Raw genomic sequence first — 16,856 nt, 5'->3', positions numbered from 1 at the left:
GTAGACTTCTACCTTTCTCCTAAAAAAAAGAAGAACGACCAAATTTGGACGTTCTTCTTCTTGTTCATTTATTTTTTAATCGTATATCCGCTGTCTATCACGGCTTGCTCAATGTCGATAGGAGAAGCTGCTTCTTCGTTATAAAGGACTGCGACTTCCCCCAATTTTGAATTCACTTTCGTTTCTCTTACTCCCCACACAGCAGCTACGTGTTTTGAAAGCAACTCTTCACTTGAGCTCTTAACTCCATCTATTTTAATTACCAATTCCTTCACTTTTCCACCTCATTACTTCGCCTTTAATCCGCTGCCCATGCCTTCGAGAAAGTGAATGAAGGTTGATAAAGAACGATTTACTGCTGGATCTTTAACAGATTTCATCATTCCCCATACACCAATTTTCTCGTCTTTATCCAGCTGTTCCGATGAATGTTTAAGTCCTTCACTCATTCCATTTAATATTCGATCAAGCTGTGCGGGATCTATTTTAGTTAAAAAATTAAATGCCCCTATCCCACTTTTCACAAGATCGTGGACAGTTGGCTTATCAAGCTCCTCCATGGCAAGTAATCCGAGCTTATGACGCGTAGCAAGCACACCTTGAATCATATCCAGCACGCCGCTTTTTCGAAGTTCTTCAATTATTTCTAATAACTGAAGCAAAGATTCTTTTTGTTCGGCGAGAGACGACAAAATGTCATTTAACTCTTCCGTCCGCCGATCTTCAGGGGTTCGTATTTTTCTATCAATTTGCTTGATCGCTTTCGCCATGGTCAAACCCCTTTCTCTTTATAAATTCTGCAATCGTAGTGAATTCAGGACGACTCCATTTCCTTTCCACTTCCACGCCTGCCTGCGGCTGAGGATTTCCAAATCGGTGGTTATGATCCGGGATGGGACTTGGTCCTCTAAATTCTATTACCTCCATTTTTACATGCATTTCTTTATAGTTAGGAGTATGAGTGACCGTATCATGATAACTGCTCGTTAGTCGGTTTACAGCACTCTGTTCAACCATTGTATGCATCGGAAAATACAATTCATTTCCTTTTACCTGATCAGTAACCCAGACGCGTACTTCTGCTTCTCCATAAGGGGATTTCAATCGGACAAGTGATCCTGTTTTTATTCCCCGTTTTTCTGCAAGCTGAGGAGAAACCTCCAACCACGGCTCAGGAACTTTATGAGTAATACCTTCGGATTGATAAGTCATGTTCCCCTCATGAAAATGTTCCAGAATTCGACCGTTATTTAAATGGAGATCGTACTCTTCTCCTGGATGGTATGGAGGGGACCATTTAACCGGAAATAAATTCGCCTTACCATCCTCAAAAGCAAATTCTTCTTCATAAAGAAGCGGTGTATCAGTGCCGTCATGTTGAACCGGCCAAACCTGACTTTTCCAGCCTTCCAGTCGCTCGTAGCTTACGCCGGCAAAGACAGGAGCTAAAGAAGCTGCCTCCTCCATAATTTCACCTGGGTGTTGATAATTCCAATCGGCCCCCATTTTATTAGCCAGATCCTGAAAGATCTCCCAGTCTGCTTTTGCCTGGCCTAATGGCTCGAACACTTTGTGAAAACGCTGAATTCTTCTTTCTGTGTTTGTAAAGGTTCCGTCTTTTTCTAGACTTGGTGCCGCAGGAAGCACTAAATCTGCGAACTGAGCAGTCTTTGAAAAAAATACGTCCTGGACGACAAAGAAGTCTAATTTTTCAAAAGCCGTATGCACATAATTAATGTTAGAATCAACAAGCCCCATTTCTTCGCCAAACAAATACATTGCTTTTACTTTTCCATCTTGAATGGCCTCAACAACTTCATGGTTGTTGTAACCCGGCTCTTTCGGGAGTTTTGTGCCCCACGCTTTTTCATATTTGGCTCGTATAGCATCATCTTCGATCGATTCATATCCAGGCAGATAGTTTGGCATCGTGCCAAAATCACTCGCCCCTTGCACGTTATTATGGCCTCGCAACGGATATCCGCCTGTCCCCGGCTTGCCGTAATTTCCAGTGACGAGAAGGAGGTTGGAAATCGCCGTACTCGTATCCGTACCTCCAATGTGCTGAGTCACTCCCATTGCCCACAAAGCACACATACTTTTAGCTTCGTGGATAATGTTTGCCACTTTTATCAATAATTCTTTACTTAGCCCTGTTTTCTCTTCTGCGTATTCCAGAGTATACTGTGATAAAGATTCAACAAATTCAGGAAAATGATTCACCCGTTTCTCGATAAAGTCCTTATCATGCCAATCTTTATCAATAATGTATTTCGTAATGGCATTCAGCCATACGAGGTCAGTGCCTGGCTTTGGACTAATGAACATATCAGCTCTGTGAGCCAATTCATTCTCTCTTAAGTCAAATACAAGAAGCTTCTGATCAAATAGTTTATGGGCTCGTTTTATTCGTGTAGCTAATACAGGGTGGGATTCAGCCGGGTTTGCACCGACGACAAGAACCAGCTCTGAGCTCTCAATGTCTTTAATTGTGCCCGCATCTCCTCCTATTCCCACTGTGCGCATCAAACCGGTAGAAGCAGGTGTTTGACAGTAGCGGGAACAATTATCAATATTGTTCGTTCCGAATACAGTGCGTGCTAATTTCTGAAACAAATAGTTTTCTTCATTTGAACATTTTGAAGAAGCAATAAAACCAATGGAGTCGTTTCCGTATGTCTTCTGAAGATCTTTCATTTTTTCAGCCATTAACGTAAGAGCTTCTTCCCACGTAGCTTCTACAAATTTCTCACCTTTTCGGATAAGAGGGGTCGTCAAACGCTCCTCGCTGTTCACGTAATCCCAGCCAAACTTCCCTTTTACACAAGTTGAAATCCCGTTAACAGGTGCTTTTTCATCTGGTTGTATTTTAAGAATATGGCGCCCCTTCGTCCATACTTCGAAGCTGCACCCGACACCACAATACGTACACACGGTTTTCGTTCTTTTAATACGGTCTTCCCTCATTGTTGCTTCGATGTTTGAAATAGTTAAAATTTCTCTATAACCTGGTTCTACTTCTTTTGTGAGATTGATCATTGGTTCGAGAACATCATTTGGGATGGCTGTCATATAACCCGCTTCACCGAGCATCGATTTTTCCATAAGGGCATTGCATGGACAAACGGATACACAGTGTCCACAAGAGACACATGAAGATTCATCAATAGGGACATCATTATCCCAGATCACTCTTGGAATCTCCCGCTCCCAGTCTATGGATAAGACCTCGCTTACCTGTAAGTCCTGACACGCTTCCACGCACATACCGCAAAGAATACACTGATCCGGTTCATAGCGGTAAAAAGGATGGGAGTTATCTTGAGGATAAGGCTTTGGCCGAAAATCATATTCCTGATGTTCTATTTCCAAATACTCCGCCGCGTTGTGAACCTCGCAATTCCCATTATTATTATCACAAACAGTGCAGTAGAGCTCATGATTCTCAAGAATTCGAGACATGGCTTCATGCTGCGCTTCCTTTACTTTTCCAGATTGAGTATTTACCTGCATCCCCGGGGCGGATTTAGTTGCGCATGCCCGCTTCATTTCTCCATTCACTTCTACGTAACACGTATCACACGTCTGAATGACACCTATTCCAAGATCAGGCTGTGTGGAACAGATACCCGGAACGTAGACTTCTAAATTTCGAACTGTCTCTAATATGGTTTCTCCCTCATTGAACGAATAAGAATCACCATTAATCGTGATTTTATCATCTGCCATTCTCTTCACCTGCCTATATAAAAGTTGCATTATTCATAAGTGTTACCTTATATGGTAGATCTATACTTTTTTACGCAGGGCTGAGCTCAGGCTCTGCTTGTTTTTTACGATAACGAACGATGAGTATTTTCATGGCTATGGCGGTAAGAAGGGCCGTGGCAATTAAGACTCCAAAAATGATAAACGTAGCTTCATAACTATTGGTTGTTTCTCTGATAAAAGACACCACCATAGGGCCTACCACCCCTGCAGCCGCCCAGGAAGTAAGTAAATATCCGTGAATGGCACTCAGTTGTTTTGTTCCAAACAAATCTCCTATGAAGGCTGGCAAATTAGAGAATCCACCGCCATAAATCGATACAATGATATACATAAATACCTGAAATACAATATCACTTGTAACAAATTGCAGAGAGAAAAAAAGAACAACTTGAATGGAGAAAAAGATAATATACGTATAGGCTCTCGAAATATAATCTGATAAAGCAGCCCAAACCAACCGGCCGCCCCCATTAAACAGCCCCATTATTCCAACCATCGTTGCAGCTGCTGCTTCAGACATGCCCGCTTTTTCCTGTCCCATCGGAGAAGCTACAGAGATAAGCATTATTCCGGCCGAAATATTAATAAACATCATCCACCATAACATCCAGAAACGCGCTGTTTTGACAGCTTCGCCACGCGTCATCTGATCAAGATCCCCTTTGTTTTTATCATTCTCCTTCCCAGGTTCATACCCTTCCGGTTTCCAGTTCTCCGGAGGCACTGTAATGTAAGCAGAGCCGAGCAGCATAAGAATCAAATAACAAGCTCCTAATATATAAAAAGACCAATGGATCCCTAGTGTATTATTTAAGTACTCAGCTGTAGGTCCAGCAATCAGTGCTCCAGCTCCAAACCCAAACACCGCCATTCCTGTAGCCAGCCCACGGCGGTCAGGAAACCATTTTACAAGCGTGGACACCGGTGCAATATACCCAATCCCTAATCCTATTCCTCCAATAACTCCGTACGTAATATAAAATCCATACAGCCATTCGAACTGTACCATTAAGCCTGTAAGCAGCATCCCTCCACTGAATAATCCTGCTGCAAGGAAACCCGACCTCCGGGGTCCCTGGTTTTCTACAAATTTCCCCATAAATGCAGCCGTCAGACCGAGGAAGAATATAGCAATTGTAAAAGCAAATGCAACGTCGGTCCCACTCCAACCTACCTCTTCAGACATTGGAGTCTTATAAACGCTGTAAGCATAAACCGAACCGATGGACAAGTGCATGGCAACTGCTGATAAAGCAATCAACCACCTGTTTTTGTTTGTTTCCATTAACCGTAGCTCCTTTCCTGGATAAGTAGTTTTTATTGTGTCCTTTGCCTAAAAAAAAATCCGTTCACTTATGAGAAGTGAACGGATTTTTCAATGTTCGATTATGAAGACGTGATATACGAAACCAGGCAATAAACTTACTGACATGAACTCAAATATACTATAGTCCTTTAACAAAATTAAACATTCTTAAAATATAAAAAAACCACCAATTATGTATTGGTGGAGACGGTGGGAGTCGAACCCACGTCCGGAGATATCGGCACTCGGGCTTCTACAAGCTTAGTTGATATATTATCTTTCGCTTACTCTTCAGCCTATCAACAGGCTTCCGAGCAGCTAACCTGATTAGTCTCTTCGTCCTTCCTCAGGTGGTGGAAGAACGCGTAGCCCGCTTCAGTTTGAGACCCTTCAATCTGGCACACGGGCAATGCCAGGAAGGATCAGCTATAGTCTACTTACGCAGCTACAGCTAGGTTATCGTTAGATTCGCCAGTTATTTTAGGCAAATGACGTTGTACGAGTCGTCGCCTCGACCTGCAACCCGAGCTCGACCTATCCCCGTCGAATCCGTAACGTCCCCGTTAGGATTAAAAAGAGAGCATCAAGCTCAATTGATATCAGTTTAACGACATAAATAATTATATCACAAACACAGTAAATTTCAACCCCGCGTTACCTAAGGCTGTCTTTTATCGCGCGGTCGATCTCACGCTTCACTTGCTTTTGTTTTAGATCTTCACGCTTGTCATATTTCTTTTTACCGCGGCCAAGCCCAATCAGAAGCTTAGCTACACCGTTTTTAATGTACAGCTTTAACGGCACTAAGGCGTATCCTTTTTGCTGAGTTGCTCCGATAAGTTGATTAATTTCTTTTCGGTGCAGCAGCAATTTACGGCTTCGGGTCGGTTCATGGTTATAAATATTGCCCTGCTCATAGTGAGCAATGTGCATGTTGTGAATAAAGACTTCCCCTTTACTGATACGGGCAAAGCTCTCTTTTAAGTTTACCCTTCCGGCTCGAATCGCTTTTATTTCTGTCCCCTGTAAGACAATTCCTGCTTCAAAGGTTTCTTCTATAAAATAATCATGTCCGGCTTTTTTATTTTGTGCGATAGTTTTTCCTTGACCTCGTGGCATAGCGGTTTCCTCCTATTTCAGCTTTATTTATTGTAACAAAAATGAAAGACTAATCCAATTTTGACGAGGTTATTTTGATAGAATTGGGAGAATGAATATGAGAATATACTTTTTGAAAATACATAAAATGGAGGAGCTTAATTACATGGAGAAGCAACTTCTTCAAGTCCGTCAATTAACACCAGAAGACTTACCTGCTTTAGAAAGAATGAAAACAGGGATTAAAGACGATTATGTCATTCATATCTTCGATCGTTTAATGGAATCACCGACACAAAAATTGTTTGGACTCTTTAAACAGAAACAGTTAATTTCTATTGCTGGCTACAGCCTGTTTGGACAATGCCAGTTTGCGATGATCGGCCGGCTGCGCAGTGACCTGCGGTATCAAGCACAGGGGTACGCAACTGAACTCCTTGCACACGTCACAGACCATATTAAAAAGCTGAATACAGTGAAGTGGATGGGAGCGAACACCCAAGTCCACAATCTCTCAGCAAGGCGCTTGCTTGAAAAAGCAGGTCTCGCTCCATGGAAAGTCACTCACTACTTAACATTAATTAATCAGCAAGCGTTAACTCAACACACCCCAGGTTTTTTATGGGAAGAAGTAACCGACACACAGAAAAAACGTGAAATTCTTTCTAGTCTAAACAATAACGAGTTAGGATTATTCCCATATGAGTGTTATTACCCTTTCCCATACGATGAGGCCTTCTTCACCAATCAATATTTAGCCGATGCTCATTTATACATGAACTCATCACATTCTCGAGTAGTACTTATTAAAAATGATCAAAAAAAGCATGATTACTCCCATGTCAAGTATTTCTGGAATGACCATTATGAACAGCCCGGATTCTTTGAAACCGTTCTCCAACATTGGCACCAAAACCCGCAAAACACCGGGTGCTGGATTGATTTTTCAGACCAGGGATTTAGAAACATCCCTGATCTTACTCCTTACGACGTGCAGAAGCCCTGGATGTTATATGGTTCATGGACATAAGGAGGAGTCAAAAACAAATGAAAAATTCAACTCGTTTAAAAGGAGAGCATTAGCGTAATCAAAATGCTTAAGACTCATTTGATAACAGCGCGAGTCGAAGCTCCCGCAGGATGTGCTCTTAGCTTTTCGAGAAATCTGAGTCCGTTCCTAAGAAAAGGGAAGTATTTTGGAGAAGCGAAGGTAAAAATCCTTTCCTGACACATAAATCATCTGAATTGACTTTAATAAGAGTCATTATGATGATTGTTCAACCTTTTTTGTGTCATTTAACCCAAAATTTCAATCTCGTCGATCCAGTACTATCGTCCTAAAAATTTAACACTCTCCCCTTCTAATCACCTACCCTTATCTAGTCACTTGTTATTATTTTCCTCAAAATAAAAGGAAGTCTAATATTCATTGTTGAAGTGGTCTAGACAACAAAATTTGAGGAGTGGAAAACATGAGGAATAAAGTATTCACTTTTGTCAGTACTCTAGCCCTTTGTACAAGTTTAGCAATGCCAACATATGCAGCAGGTAACCACCCAGGTACACCTGATCAGCAAAACTACAACAGCTCTGGTTTTACGGACTATGAACAGCTTGGTAAGAAACTTGAGAAGATTGAACAATCAAGCCAGGGGCGTGTAGATGTTGAAGTTGTAGGACAATCCAACAACGGCCGAGACATTCATCAGGCACGTGTCGGTGAGGGAGATCGTGTCATTTTAATCGAAAGTGAAATACACGGCAATGAGAAAACAGGGACAGAGGCAATTTTAAATTTACTTCAGCATTTAGGGTCCAGCAGCTCTCCTGATGTAAGAGCCTTGCTCGAAGAGGTTACGCTTGTTACGCTGCCTAAAATGAACCCAGATGCTTCAGAACTCGATCGTCGCGGAAATGCCATGTCGTGGGATGAAGTTCTACAAGACTTCCCTCAATTAGAGGGAGCAGATGGTCCGACGTGGAACTTCTATTCTTCCTCCTTGCAAGGAGATGACTATTCTTCTCAACCTGGGTTTGATGTAAACCGAGATTTCAATCCAGACTTAGACTACACTCCTGAACCAGATGATGTGCCTGGTTCTTCTTCAGAACCCGGTTGGTATATCACTCCTGAAGCTCAAACCGTTCGAGATGTGTATAAAGGATTAGAAGACGAATTCGGTAAAGTCGATGTATTTGTAGACTTACATCACCAGGGACTTTATTACGTGGAAGGGACGTCAGATCCTGTCACATTGTCGTTATCTGGACAGTTCGTGCCTGATCCTTCAAGCGAAGCAGGTGCTAAATATACAGAGTACGAAGACAACTATGACTACGATTTCTCCCGTCAGCTAAATTTAGCCGCTTATGATGCTCTTCAATCTATGGGAAATTCACCATTTGACAATATTACGTTGTACAGTCAAGGCCTGGACTTGCCGGGTACGGCGCTAGGTTCTTTTGCTTTAAACGGAAGTGGAACGGTTCTTTTTGAAGTTACTGGACAAACACAAAGCATGGGACAAAAGAAAAAAGGAATGCTTGTTAATGCTGTAGAAACAGGGTTACAAGCAATTATTGAGGGTGTAGCAGACGGCTCAGTAAATGAGCTTGATCCACAACGCTATGAAGAGATTCCAGAAACATCTTATCGACCAGGAATTTAATAGTAAAAAGAAGCTTGATAAAAAAACTCCGTCTTTAAAACAGAGAGGGGCCCTACAAACCACATTGGTTTATAGGGCTCCTCCATTGATGTTGACAATTTCATTCGCCGTAAAAATAAGAGCACCATGTGATAAAAATTACTACACAATTCAAGGTGGACGTGGAACCGGTTTTTGTATTTCTGAAGGCTAATTTATGTTTGACTCGAAATGACCGTGAGGGGCAAAGAGTGTGGGGAAAATGAATGGGGGTTTTACCTTCCTCGCTGTGAATTTAAGAAGTACACGGCTGGAAACGGAAACCGTAAACCAAATAGGAGGTTAATTCAGCAAAAGGGTTCCAGTCACGAAAATTCGATGACCGGAACCCTTATTTACTATTATCGGCAAGTTTTGGGGCAGCCTCTTTCTATTATTTTTTCTTTTTCTTTCCTTTTTTCGGCATCCCTTTGTTTCGATAAAATGGTTTATTCCCTTTTTGTTTCTTTTTCTTCTTATTCTTTTTATTCTCCGGACCTTTCGCATCAATTTGTTTCGGCCGTGCAGGGCGCTCTTTTTGTTTGCGAGGCTTCATTCCTACAATTTCGAAATCAACGACTCGCTCATCGAGATTCACATTTGAAACACGAATCGTAATTTCATCCCCGATTCGATAGATGTTGCCCGTACGTTCACCAATCATAGCAAACTGCTTTTCCTGGAAATTATAATAATCATCGGTCAGCGTACTGACATGCACTAAGCCTTCTACTGTATTTGGCAGTTCTACAAATAAGCCAAAGCTGGTAACAGAGCTGATGACACCATCATACTCTTCTCCAATTTTATCTTCCATATACTCTGCTTTTTTCAAATCATCTGTTTCCCGTTCGGCATCCACTGCTGCTCTTTCCATTTCAGACGAATGCTTAGCTATCTCAGGAAGCTGGTCCTTCCAATGCTTCCGTGTTTGATAATCCATTTCTTTATTTACTAAATACGTACGGATTAATCGATGAACGATTAAATCCGGATAGCGGCGTATAGGAGAAGTGAAGTGAGTATAGAATTCAGTTGATAAACCAAAGTGTCCCAGACTTTGTGGATCATATTTAGCCTGCTGCATCGACCTGAGCATGAGTTTTGATATAATCATTTCCTCATGTGTATCTTTAACGGATTCCAACACATTCTGCAATGCCTGTGGGTGAACGTTTTCAGCTGAACCTTTTACAGAATAACCGAGATTAGCAACAAACTCAAAGAAATTCTGAAGTTTAGATTCATCTGGGTCTTCGTGAATACGGTGAATAAACGGGACGTCCATCCAGTGAAAATGCTCAGCTACTGTTTCATTAGCCGCCAGCATAAATTCTTCAATCAGACGTTCAGCCACAGACCGTTCCCTTAATTTAACGTCTACTGCCTTTCCTTCCTCGTTTACAACAACTCCAGCTTCCTTAAAATCAAAATCGATTGCCCCTCTTTCAAATCTTTTCTTGCGGAGAGTGGCAGCCAGGTCTTCCATCTCCTGGAACATCGGGACAAGATCTTTATACTTCTCCTTTAATTCCTCATCGTTTTCTTCCAGTATTAAGTTGACATCTTTATACGTCATTCTTTCATTGGTCTTAATAACGCTTTGAAAAATTTCATGACCTACAATTTCACCTTCTGCATTGATCTCCATCTCACAAGAAAGCGTTAAACGGTCTACTTGAGGGTTTAATGAACATATGCCGTTCGAAAGGCGGTGAGGGATCATCGGAATCACGCGGTCAACTAAATAGACACTCGTTGCACGTTCTCTTGCTTCTTTATCAATAGGTGAGCCCTCTTCCACGTAGTACGTTACATCAGCAATATGAACACCCAATTTGTAATTGCCATTGTCCAGTTTTTTTACGGTTACCGCATCGTCTAAATCTTTAGCATCTGCTCCATCAATGGTTACAATCGTTTCCTCCCGTAAATCGCGCCGGTTTTTGATCTCATCCTCGGAAATCTTCTCCGGGGTCTCTCCAGCCTGGGCCAGAACCTCTTCGGGGAATTCTGTTTTTATCCCATGCTTATGGATAATGGATATAATATCGATACCAGGATCATTCTTATGGCCTAGTATCTCTACAATTTCTCCTTCTGCACTCATTCTCTCTTCAGGAAATTTAGTAATTTCAACGATTACTTTATGACCATCCACTGCTCCGTTTGCCTGAGATTTAGGTATAAAAATGTCGTGTGGTATCCGTTTATCATCAGCAACAACAAAACCAAAATTACGGCTGGATTCATATGTGCCGACAACGCGAGTAGTGGCCCTTTCTAAAATGCGGATAACTGTACCTTCAGGACGATTGCCTTCTTCATCTCTCTTCTCCACACGCACCAATACTTTATCATTGTTCATTGCTGAGTTTAGATCAGAATGATGCAGATAAACATCGTCCTTTGCATCATCATCCGGGATCAGAAAAGCAAATCCTTTCGCATGCATTTGAATTTTACCGCGAATCAGATTCATTTTTTCCGGCAGTCCAAATCTGTTTTTACGCGTGCGCACTAGTTCGCCTTCTTCTTCCAATTCATTTAATGCTTTCATCAACACTTTTACTTCTTGAGAGTCGTTTAGTTCCAGGACCTCTTCCAGCTCTTGAACAGAAAGAGGCTTTGAGGCTGCTTCAGTAAAATAATGTAATATTTGTTGTTTTAATTCTGGGTTCATTACCTTTCCTCCTTATTTAAAGGAACAAGACTCTAACCTGCTTTAGGACCAGTCCAGCGACTCGAGAAATTCGAGTATATCTTCATGCAGCTGCTCCTTTTCTTTATCCATCGTTATCACGTGGCCAGAGTTTTTGTACCATTTAATGTTTTTGTGATCCGCTTCTACATTCTCATAAATGTATGTAGCGCTATCTGTGTTAATCATTTCGTCTTGTTCAGCTTGAACAACAAATGTGGGCGTGTAGATTTGATCAATTTCATCATGAACGCTTGTGATGAAGTTACCCAATTGCTTAAACATATCTTTTGATTCATCCATCAATTCTTCCACTTCCTGACGAATCGTCTCTTGATCTTTTCCTTCTAATTGCTTGTACTGTTTAGCTTTAAAGCGAAATCCCTGGGTCAACTGCTCTTCGTTATCGAAAAACATAGGACTGCACATTGTCACAATACCCTTAATCTGCTCAGAATATGCAAGTTTTAATCCTAGAACTCCCCCTAAAGATAAACCAGCAACGGCAATTTTTTCATATCCTTCCTCACGAAGGTGATTTAGGGCATCTACGACATCACTCCACCACTGCTCAGGGGTTGCCTCAGCAAGCGCTTCTGGTTCTTTGCCATGCCCGCGATAGATTGGAGCATGAGAGGAATAACCCTTCTTTTGTAAAAAACGCCCCAGCATACGTACATCTGCCGAGTGGCCTGTAAATCCATGTAATAAAAGGACTGCTTTATCTCCGCCTTCAAAAGTAAACGGTTCTGGTTGTTTGATTTTCATTTGTGTCAATTCTCCTTTACTATGATAAAAATTAGCGCTCTTTAATTATGCCCTCCGGCGCCTGGTGCCAATCCTATTTCTATATAGAGTGCTCCTATCGTTCCCAAATCCTCTTCATATTCCAGGCGATTTTCAACAATAATAAAAGCCGTGCAGGCTGCACGGCTTAAACAGTTGTAATTTACCCTAAAATATAAGCTGATAAAAATGCAAGAACGAAAAACAATACTCCCGTTACGACTGTTGCCCTGTGTAAGACCGCATCTATTCCTCTGGCTTTTTGTTTTCCGAACAACTGCTCAGCACCACCAGAAATCGCCCCTGATAACCCTGCACTCTTTCCGGATTGCAGGAGGACGAGCACGATTAAGATGATCGTATCAATAGCCAGCAAAGTAATCGCAAGTGTTTCCATGATGTACCGACACCTCCTAAAGACGCACAATAAACTATTTTAAATGTAGCACAAAACAAAGAGCACGGCAACTACATAATAATCCAAGCCTTCTTTGATTGATTTTGAAAGAAATAACGAAAGTTTTTGGGCGAACATGAATGTTTTTGATTGATTTCTGTAAGGGCTTACTTTAAAATAAGATTAAAGATTCTACGAAAGGGGGCAGCTGGTTGCTTACTCCTGAACGTCATCGATTTATTTTAGATCTTCTAAACAGACAGCACACCGTTAAGTTAAAAGAACTTGTCGATTTCACAGGGGCCTCCGAGTCAACAATCCGCCGGGACTTAGATCAGTTAGAGCAGTATGGGGAATTACGCAGAATTCATGGTGGAGCTTCCATAAGAAAACCAGCCATCGAAGAGCCAAGCGTAGGGGAAAAACTGTCCAAACATCATCACGAGAAAATGTTAATTGCTAAAGAAGCTGCTCAGTTAGTCAGAGACGGACAATCTATTTATATAGATGCCGGAACCACAACGTATGAGATGATCCCTCACCTCACAGGAAAAAAAATCACTGTCGTAACCAATGGATTACAGCATTTAAATGCATTAACAGCTCATAGTATCCCGACTTATGTTTTAGGAGGGTTTGTAAAAGAAAAGACACAAGCTGTTGTAGGTGCCAGTGCGCTTCAGAACCTCAAGCAGTACCGTTTTGATCAATGCTTTATGGGAGCCAATGGTATAAGCATGGTTGATGGGTATACTACACCTGATCCAGAAGAAGCGGCAGTTAAAAAAACAACTCTCTCGCTATCTCAAAAAAGACACATGCTGATCGACTCTTCAAAGTTTAATGAAGTCACTTTTTCACATATTGGTACGATTGCTGAAGCAGAGATTATTACAAACTATAATGGACCGTTAGTAAACAAAATCGAAGAAATAACGAATATAAAGGTTGTGACATCATGATTTATACATGTACATTAAATCCTTCTATTGATTACATCATGCATGTAGATGAGTTCCATCCAGGAGGTCTTACCAGAGCGAATAAAGCCATGTACTATCCAGGAGGGAAAGGAATCAACGTTTCACGGGTGATGAAACGGCTCGGCGTATCAACGACCGCTTTAGGATTTATTGGTCAGTTTACTGGTCAATTTATAACAGACTTCCTGGAGAAAGAAAATATCCATCATCATTTTGTAAATACCAACGATTACACGAGAATTAATGTAAAGCTTAAAGGAGAACAAGAATCCGAGATTAACGGACCCGGCCCAAAGGTTACGGACGAGCAATTGGAAGCACTTTTTGACCAAATTAAATCATTGAATTCAGGCGATATATTCATTCTTGCAGGAAGTGTACCTTCTTCCCTGCCTGAGGATTTTTACTCGCAGGTCGCTGATCTCTGTTCTTCGAAGAATATCCTTTTTGTGGCTGATACATCCGGGGATGCTCTTCGCCAATTAGTTGGAAAGCCGGTGTATTTCTTAAAGCCGAATGATCATGAATTAGGAGAACTGTTCGATACGACAATTGAAACAAAAGAACAGGCAGCCTACTTTGCAAGTAAACTGATTGAACAGGGTACAGAGCATGTGGTCGTTTCGATGGGAGGAAAAGGGGCAGTATACGTCAGCAAAGAAGAGCATTTGTTTGCTACTGTCCCTAAAGGTGAGGTTAAAAATTCAGTAGGCGCCGGTGATTCCGTAGTATCTGGATTTATTGCTTCGATCAATAACGGTAAAGATATAAAAGAAGCCTTTATTAGCGGCGTGGCGGCAGGAAGTGCCACAGCTTTCCAGGACGATCTATGTCACAAAGAAGATGCAGAACGATTAAAGGACGAGATTGAAATCACCCCTATTCATATAAAGGAGGGTCAATAATGAGAATTACCGATCTATTAACAAAAGATACGATTTTATTAAATATGACGGCTTCGTCAAAACCTGAAGCGATTGACGAATTAATTGGCAAACTTGATCAGGCAGGCAAGTTGAATGACCGCGATGGTTATAAGCAGGCAATCGAGGAACGCGAACAACAAAGTACAACCGGAATTGGCGAAGGGATTGCGATTCCACACGCAAAAACCTCTGCCGTTAAAGAGCCAGCTATTGCATTTGGTCGATCTCAGGAAGGTTTGGATTACGAATCCCTGGATGGCCAGCCTACAAACTTGTTTTTCATGATAGCGGCATCAGAAGGTGCTAACCAGGCTCACTTAGAAACCCTTTCCAGCCTTTCTTCATTCTTAATGGATAAGAAATTCCGCGAGAAACTGGAGACAGCTAAAACAGAGGATGACGTCATTGAAGCGATTAATGCTAAAGAAGCTGAAGAAAATGACGAAGACGTAGAAGAATCAACGGATTCAGCAGGAAAAGTTCTTGCTGTTACAGCCTGTCCAACAGGAATCGCGCACACTTATATGGCAGCCGACAAACTAAAAGAAACAGCTAAAGAAATGGGCGTCGATATTAAAGTTCAAACTAACGGTTCAAGTGGAGTAAAAAACAAGTTAAAAGCTGAAGATATTGAAGAAGCCAGTGCTATTATTGTTGCCGCAGATACTCATGTAGATATGAGCGATTTTGACGGAAAACCTGTAATAGAAGTGCCAGTAGCAAAAGCGATTCACGAGCCTAAAGAGTTAATCACTAAAGCTGTAAATCAAGACGCTCCTGTCTACCGTCATGAAGGCGGAGGATCAGAACCCGCAGGAGACAGTAAGCAGCGGACCGGTATTTATAAGCACTTAATGAATGGTGTATCCAACATGCTCCCGTTTGTTGTGGGAGGTGGGATCCTTATTGCTATTTCCTTCTTCTTTGGAATTAATTCAGCAGATCCAGAGAGCGAACAATACAACCGTTTTGCTGAAATGCTGAATACCATTGGCGGAGGAAATGCCTTTTTCTTATTAGTACCAGTCCTGGCTGGATTTATCGCTTCGAGTATTGCTGACCGCCCGGGCTTTGCCCCTGGTATGGTAGGTGGGTTAATAGCTACCACTTCCGGCGTAGAAGGTGCTGACGGTGGCTCAGGCTTTCTGGGAGGTTTAATTGCAGGTTTCTTAGCTGGTTATTTAACACTCGGAGTTAAAAAGATGTTAGAAGGCCTACCAGCATTTCTTGATGGCTTAAAAACGGTGCTTTTTTATCCGGTATTAGCTATTTTTGGTACAGGAATGATTATGCTTCTAATTAATCCGCCGTTAACCAGTATTTACACAGGTCTACTGGACTGGTTAGAAGGACTGACCGGGGCTAACGTTGCTCTTCTCGGTATAATTATTGGCGGTATGATGGCAGTAGATATGGGCGGACCGATTAACAAAGCTGCTTACACGTTCGGAATTGCTACACTGGATGCAGGAAACTACACAATTATCGCGGCTGCTATGGCTGGCGGTATGGTACCTCCATTAGCAATGGCCTTTGCATCCACTATTTTTAAAAACAAATTTACGAAGCAAGAGCGTGAGTCAGGTAAAACGGCCTATGCACTCGGTGCCTTCTTTATTACTGAAGGAGCTATTCCATTTGCGGCAGCCGACCCTGCACGAGTTATCCCTTCGATGGTCGTAGGCTCAGCTATAACCGGTGCTCTTACCATGTTATTCAGCATCGGACTGACTGCACCCCATGGTGGCGTAGTGGTAATTGGATTAGTTGAAGGCGGGTTTGTACAAGCGGCTCTTTACATCGCAGCCATCTTAATTGGTTCGATAGTTGCAGCAATTATTGTAGGAACCTTGAAAAAAGACCTGAGAAAAGCTTAAAATAATAGAGTTAGGGTAATCTTTCAATGAGACTTATTTTGAGGAGGAATTAATATGGTAGAGAAAACATTCAATATTACATCATCAGATGGCGTACACGCTCGTCCAGCAACAGTACTTGTACAAAACGCAGGGAAGTATGAGTCTGATATTAACCTTCACTACAAAGAGAAGGCTGTCAATTTAAAGTCAATTATGGGGATCATGAGCCTTGGTATTCCTGCAGGTGCTGATGTAAAGATTACAGCAGAAGGCAGCGATGAGCAGGAAGCAATCGATCACCTTTCTACTACGATGAAGAACGAAGGGTTGGGGGAATAACAG

At 41.8% G+C, this 16,856-nt stretch carries 14 protein-coding genes and 1 other RNA gene; 6 read left to right on the top strand and 9 right to left on the bottom strand.

The features are described 5' to 3' along the window. Positions 1-68: 68 nt before the first annotated feature. The 6 genes from C1A12_RS07055 to smpB all read right to left on the bottom strand — a co-directional run bounded on the left by C1A12_RS07055 (position 69) and on the right by smpB (position 6,196). Positions 69-275 carry a hypothetical protein gene (locus C1A12_RS07055; RefSeq protein WP_101843118.1) on the bottom strand — a complete coding sequence of 69 codons (207 nt, stop codon included), beginning with the start codon at positions 273-275 and terminating at the stop codon, positions 69-71. A gap of 12 nt (positions 276-287) precedes the next feature. Then, the gene (locus C1A12_RS07050) at positions 288-770 is read right to left on the bottom strand and encodes a DUF1641 domain-containing protein (protein WP_101843117.1); all 483 of its coding nucleotides are present in this window, start codon (positions 768-770) and stop codon (positions 288-290) included. Beyond that, positions 745-3,729, bottom strand: coding sequence for a formate dehydrogenase subunit alpha (fdhF, locus tag C1A12_RS07045; protein ID WP_101843116.1), 2,985 nt, complete (start codon positions 3,727-3,729; stop codon positions 745-747). Before fdhF ends, C1A12_RS07050 begins: the two co-directional genes overlap by 26 nt. Before the next feature lie 70 nt (positions 3,730-3,799). Beyond that, the gene (locus C1A12_RS07040) at positions 3,800-5,056 is read right to left on the bottom strand and encodes an OFA family MFS transporter (protein ID WP_101843115.1); all 1,257 of its coding nucleotides are present in this window, start codon (positions 5,054-5,056) and stop codon (positions 3,800-3,802) included. Between the two features lie 220 nt (positions 5,057-5,276). Then, positions 5,277-5,639, bottom strand: a transfer-messenger RNA (tmRNA) gene (gene ssrA / locus C1A12_RS07035). Positions 5,640-5,731: 92 nt separating this feature from the next. Then, entirely contained in the window at positions 5,732-6,196 is a 465-nt protein-coding gene (smpB, locus tag C1A12_RS07030; RefSeq protein WP_101843114.1) for an SsrA-binding protein SmpB, read from the bottom strand. Positions 6,197-6,341: 145 nt separating this feature from the next. Here smpB and C1A12_RS07025 point away from each other — a divergent pair, with 145 nt between their 5' ends. Both C1A12_RS07025 and C1A12_RS07020 read left to right on the top strand, forming a co-directional pair. After that, positions 6,342-7,205 carry a GNAT family N-acetyltransferase gene (locus C1A12_RS07025; protein WP_101843113.1) on the top strand — a complete coding sequence of 288 codons (864 nt, stop codon included), beginning with the start codon at positions 6,342-6,344 and terminating at the stop codon, positions 7,203-7,205. Positions 7,206-7,647: 442 nt separating this feature from the next. Beyond that, the gene (locus C1A12_RS07020; protein ID WP_101843112.1) at positions 7,648-8,844 is read left to right on the top strand and encodes a M14 family zinc carboxypeptidase; all 1,197 of its coding nucleotides are present in this window, start codon (positions 7,648-7,650) and stop codon (positions 8,842-8,844) included. A 412-nt stretch (positions 8,845-9,256) separates the two neighbouring features. Here the strand turns inward: C1A12_RS07020 and rnr are convergent, their stop codons facing one another. The 3 genes from rnr to secG all read right to left on the bottom strand — a co-directional run bounded on the left by rnr (position 9,257) and on the right by secG (position 12,746). Next, on the bottom strand, positions 9,257-11,545 hold the full coding sequence (gene rnr / locus C1A12_RS07015; RefSeq protein WP_101843111.1) for a ribonuclease R: 2,289 nt from the start codon (positions 11,543-11,545) through the stop codon (positions 9,257-9,259). A gap of 42 nt (positions 11,546-11,587) precedes the next feature. Next, positions 11,588-12,331, bottom strand: coding sequence for a carboxylesterase (locus tag C1A12_RS07010; RefSeq protein WP_101843110.1), 744 nt, complete (start codon positions 12,329-12,331; stop codon positions 11,588-11,590). Between the two features lie 181 nt (positions 12,332-12,512). Continuing rightward, positions 12,513-12,746, bottom strand: a complete 234-nt coding sequence (gene secG / locus C1A12_RS07005; RefSeq protein WP_101843109.1) for a preprotein translocase subunit SecG — start codon at positions 12,744-12,746, stop codon at positions 12,513-12,515. Positions 12,747-12,958: 212 nt separating this feature from the next. On the opposite strand from secG, the gene C1A12_RS07000 reads away from it, so the two are divergent. The 4 genes from C1A12_RS07000 to C1A12_RS06985 are packed head-to-tail and all read left to right on the top strand — an operon-like array spanning position 12,959 to position 16,853. Continuing rightward, complete coding sequence (locus C1A12_RS07000; protein WP_101843108.1) at positions 12,959-13,708, top strand: DeoR/GlpR family DNA-binding transcription regulator; 750 nt, start codon at positions 12,959-12,961, stop codon at positions 13,706-13,708. Continuing rightward, complete coding sequence (gene pfkB / locus C1A12_RS06995) at positions 13,705-14,634, top strand: 1-phosphofructokinase (protein WP_101843107.1); 930 nt, start codon at positions 13,705-13,707, stop codon at positions 14,632-14,634. Before C1A12_RS07000 ends, pfkB begins: the two co-directional genes overlap by 4 nt. Next, the gene (locus tag C1A12_RS06990) at positions 14,634-16,532 is read left to right on the top strand and encodes a fructose-specific PTS transporter subunit EIIC (RefSeq protein ID WP_101843106.1); all 1,899 of its coding nucleotides are present in this window, start codon (positions 14,634-14,636) and stop codon (positions 16,530-16,532) included. Before pfkB ends, C1A12_RS06990 begins: the two co-directional genes overlap by 1 nt. A gap of 54 nt (positions 16,533-16,586) precedes the next feature. Continuing rightward, complete coding sequence (locus C1A12_RS06985; RefSeq protein ID WP_101843105.1) at positions 16,587-16,853, top strand: phosphocarrier protein HPr; 267 nt, start codon at positions 16,587-16,589, stop codon at positions 16,851-16,853. Positions 16,854-16,856: the final 3 nt, after the last annotated feature.

It is taken from the genome of Halobacillus sp. Marseille-P3879 (assembly GCF_900240285.1).
Lineage (GTDB): Bacteria > Bacillota > Bacilli > Bacillales > Halobacillaceae > Halobacillus_A.
Note: the sequence above shows the minus strand (reverse complement) of the source record. Positions and strands in the feature narration are given on the sequence as shown.

Coding starts and splice junctions, on each gene's coding strand:
- C1A12_RS07050 (WP_101843117.1), bottom strand. CDS start 770: ATGGCGAAAGCGATCAAGCAAATTGATAGAAAAATACGAACCCCTGAA.
- fdhF (WP_101843116.1), bottom strand. CDS start 3,729: ATGGCAGATGATAAAATCACGATTAATGGTGATTCTTATTCGTTCAAT.
- C1A12_RS07040 (WP_101843115.1), bottom strand. CDS start 5,056: ATGGAAACAAACAAAAACAGGTGGTTGATTGCTTTATCAGCAGTTGCC.
- smpB (WP_101843114.1), bottom strand. CDS start 6,196: ATGCCACGAGGTCAAGGAAAAACTATCGCACAAAATAAAAAAGCCGGA.
- C1A12_RS07025 (WP_101843113.1), top strand. CDS start 6,342: ATGGAGAAGCAACTTCTTCAAGTCCGTCAATTAACACCAGAAGACTTA.
- C1A12_RS07020 (WP_101843112.1), top strand. CDS start 7,648: ATGAGGAATAAAGTATTCACTTTTGTCAGTACTCTAGCCCTTTGTACA.
- rnr (WP_101843111.1), bottom strand. CDS start 11,545: ATGAACCCAGAATTAAAACAACAAATATTACATTATTTTACTGAAGCA.
- C1A12_RS07010 (WP_101843110.1), bottom strand. CDS start 12,331: ATGAAAATCAAACAACCAGAACCGTTTACTTTTGAAGGCGGAGATAAA.
- secG (WP_101843109.1), bottom strand. CDS start 12,746: ATGGAAACACTTGCGATTACTTTGCTGGCTATTGATACGATCATCTTA.
- pfkB (WP_101843107.1), top strand. CDS start 13,705: ATGATTTATACATGTACATTAAATCCTTCTATTGATTACATCATGCAT.
- C1A12_RS06990 (WP_101843106.1), top strand. CDS start 14,634: ATGAGAATTACCGATCTATTAACAAAAGATACGATTTTATTAAATATG.
- C1A12_RS06985 (WP_101843105.1), top strand. CDS start 16,587: ATGGTAGAGAAAACATTCAATATTACATCATCAGATGGCGTACACGCT.